This window comes from Streptomyces sparsus (assembly GCF_054776295.1).
In genome coordinates, this window is the sequence record NZ_BAAHCA010000519.1 from 1 (window position 1) to 3474 (window position 3474).

The 3474-nt window shown below is 73.5% G+C and carries 2 protein-coding genes; both read left to right on the forward strand.

What is annotated here, in order from left to right; translation table 11 throughout:
• Positions 1-1671 (forward strand): elongation factor G-like protein EF-G2 (locus ACYVE9_RS19520; protein WP_461029175.1); only part of this gene is annotated, 1671 nt, incomplete at its 5' end.
• A 91-nt stretch (positions 1672-1762) separates the two neighbouring features.
• A complete protein-coding gene (locus ACYVE9_RS19525; protein ID WP_461029176.1) occupies positions 1763-3430 on the forward strand; it encodes a hypothetical protein in 1668 nt (555 codons plus the stop codon).
• The last annotated feature ends 44 nt before the right edge of the window (positions 3431-3474 follow it).

A 3474-nucleotide genomic window follows, 5' to 3' on the forward strand; every position in this document is an offset into this window, starting at 1 on the left:
GTGCTGCCGCTGCACCTGCCGGTCCGCGGCGCCGCGGACGCGGACGGCCGCGCCCCGGTCACCGGGCTGATCGGGCTGCTGTCCCTGCGGGTCTTCGACTACTCGACGGGGGCCCGCCGCGAGCTCGCGCCCGACGAGCGGCAGTTGGAGGCGCCGGCGGAGGCGCGCAGCCGGCTGATCGAGGGCATCATCGCGGAGAGCGAGGACGAGACCCTGATGGACCGCTACCTCGGCGGCGAGGAACTGGACCTCGGCACGCTCGTCCAGGACCTGGAGAGGGCCGTGGCCCGAGGTGCCTTCCATCCCGTGCTGGCAGCCGCTCCGGCCGCTCCGGGGGCCCGCGAGGGGCTGGGGACCGTGGAGCTGCTGGAACTGGTCACGGGTGGATTCCCCACCCCTCCGGAGCGTGCGATCCCGCCGGTCACGTCCCCCGGCGGCGCTCCGCGGCCCGCCCTGGTCTGCGATCCGGACGGCCCGCTGGCGGCCGAGGTGGTGAAGACCTCGTCGGACCCGTACGTGGGGCGGTTCTCGCTGGTCCGGGTGTTCTCGGGCACGCTGCGGCCGGACCGGGCCGTGCACGTCTCGGGGCACGGTCTGGCGGACCGCGGGCACGAGGACCACGACGTCGACGAGCGGGTGGGGGCGCTCTCGCTGCCGTTCGGCCGTCACCAGCGCCCGCTGAGCCGCGCGGTGGCCGGTGATCTGGCGTGCGTGGCCAGACTGGCCCACGCGGAGACCGGGGACACGCTGTCCGACCGGGACCGGCCGCTGCTGATGGAGCCGTGGGTGATGCCCGACCCGATGCTGCCGGTGGCGATCCGCGCGCACGGCAAGGCCGACGAGGACAAGCTGTCGCAGGGGCTGGCCCGCTTGGTGGCCGAGGATCCCACGATGCGTCTGGAGCACAACCGCGAGACCCGGCAGGTGGTGCTGTGGTGCCTCGGGGAGGCGCATCGGGACGTGGCGCTGGAGCGGCTGCGGTCGAGGTACGGCGTGCGGGTCGACGAGGAACCGCACCGGGTCGCGCTCAGGGAGACCTTCGCGGGTCCGGGCTCCGGGCGCGGCCGGCACGTCAAGCAGTCCGGCGGGCACGGCCAGTTCGCGGTGTGCGAGCTGCTGGTGGAGCCGCTGCCGACCGGGACGGGGATCGAGTTCGTCGACAGGGTGGTGGGCGGCGCGGTGCCCCGCCAGTTCGTGCCCTCCGTGGAGAAGGGCGTGCGTGCGCAGGCCGAGCGGGGCGTGTCGCCGGGCACCCCGCTGGTCGACGTGCGGGTCACGCTGCTGGACGGCAAGGCGCACTCGGTGGACTCCTCCGACGCCGCCTTCCAGACCGCGGGGGCCCTGGCGCTGCGGGAGGCGGCCGCGGCGGCGCCCCGGCACCTGCTGGAGCCGGTCGCCGCGCTGACCGTGACGGTCGCCGACGTGCACGTCGGCGCCGTGCTCAGTGACCTGTCGTCGAGACGCGGGCGGGTGATCGGCACCGAGCAGGCGGGCAGCGGCACGTCGGTGGTGCGGGCGGAGGTGCCGGAGGTCGAGATCGGCCGGTACGCGGTGGAGTTGCGGGCGCTGGCGCACGGCAGCGGCCGGTTCACCCGCGTCCACGCACGTCACGAGCCGATGCCGGCCCACCTGGCCGACCGGATCCGGCAACACGAGGAGGCCGCGGGCTGACGGCCGATACGCTGACGGTCCGGCAGATGTGTGCCGCCCCGCCGGGCGGGGAACGGCAAGTGCAGCGGGGCTGAGGGAAGGTGGGGGCGGCGTGGCGGGTTTCGACGACCGACAGCTGGGCGTGGAGGTGGACTTCAGCCCGGGGGCGCAGGTCCCTTTGACCGGCGGTTCGGGGCAGACCGCGGCGACGCAGGCACTCGCGTCGGCCGCCTACCGGGACACCGCGGTCGAGACGCTGGTGAAGGCGAACGAGGAGGCGGTCGTCAAGCCGCCCCGGCTCTCGCTGTTCGAGCCGAACCTGGGTGAGGCGTTCTCCCGCGCCGTGCAGGTGCGCATGCTCGGCGGCGGGCGCAAGCCGCTCGTGCAGTCCTTCGGCACGGAGCCGCAGACGGTCGTCGACCACTGCCTCGCCGCCAACCGCTTCCGGAAGACCCGCGACCGCAAGCTGACCATCGTCATGATGGTCTTCGGCGTGCTGTTCCTGCCGGGCGTGCTGATCTGGCTGGGCGGCTTCCAGCTGCGGCGGTCGCTGGCCGGTTCCAAGGACAAGCGGGCGGGCGCGGTCGGCGTCGCGGCCTTGGTCGCGCTGGCCGGGCTGGTCCTGTTCATCGCGGTGGCGCTGCCGGTGGAGGGCCTGCTCGCGCTCTACCTGCGGGCCATGCTGGTGGCCCCCGTCGTGGGCTGGTTGTGGGCCAAGCAGATCGCGGAACGCTGCGCGAAGGACCTGCGGGCGAACTGGCAGGCGCTGCTGGGCGGCGCGGCCGTCGGGGCGCGCATCCCGGAGGCGGTGCCGCAGGACCCGAACGACGCGGAGGCGGAGCGGCTGCGCCAGTCTCTCCTCAAGCTCGCCGCCGAGCAGAGCAGCAACGTCGTCTTCTACGCCGGACCCAAGGGCATACTCGGCATGGGCACCCGCTGGGGCAGCTGGCAGCTCGCCGAGGAGCTGACGCCGCGCAAGGGCGTGGACGACATCAACCCGTTCCGCAGCTGGGACGTCATACGGGCCATCCACGACCAGCTGCGCATGCTGGAACGCGGCCCGCTGCACACCGGCGGCTTTCCGAAGCCGTCCATCCGGCACTGGATCGTCTCACCGGTCGGTGAGGGCGCGAAGGAGGTCTCCCGGCCGGACGGCCAGGAGGTGGAGGCCTTCCAGGTGCGCGACTTCGAGATCCAGCGCATCTGCAACGAGCAGCAGTTCGGCAGCGGCAACCGGCACTACCTGGGTGTGCAGTTCGTGCTGTGGGACGGCCAGTTGATCCTCACCATGATGATCACCGTGACCGTGCTGCACCACACCCTGCGCATCGAGGTGACGGGCCACGCCCTGGGCCCGGTGCACCCGCTGTTCACCACCAAGCCCTCGCCGAAGGAGAAGGAGGTCTCCAAGAGCATCAAGTTCTGGGAGACCCGCAAGGTGCCGCTGCCGCTGGTCGAGGCGCGCGAGGTGGTCCGGCTGGCGGCGCGGGCACCGCTGACGTGGTTCCCGCCCGTGCTGGACTTCTTCGGCGGCAAGCTCGTGCTGCCGGAGCCGTTCGGTCTGCGGCACACGTGGGCCGACAAACCGTGGCGGCACCGCTTCATGGCGGACGACGCGCTGCGCGCGGCGACGCCGGTGCTGCGCGTGGTGCACGCGGCGGCGTTCCGGGTGCTCCAGGAGAACGGCGTGGAGACGGAGAAGTTCGGCGCCCGCTCGCAGTTCCTCAGCGGGGCCGTGCAGGCGCCCGCCCCGGCGAACGCCGACGACTACAGCGTCTGAGCGCCCGGGCCCGCAGCACCACGCGGGCCCGGGGCCGCACCCAC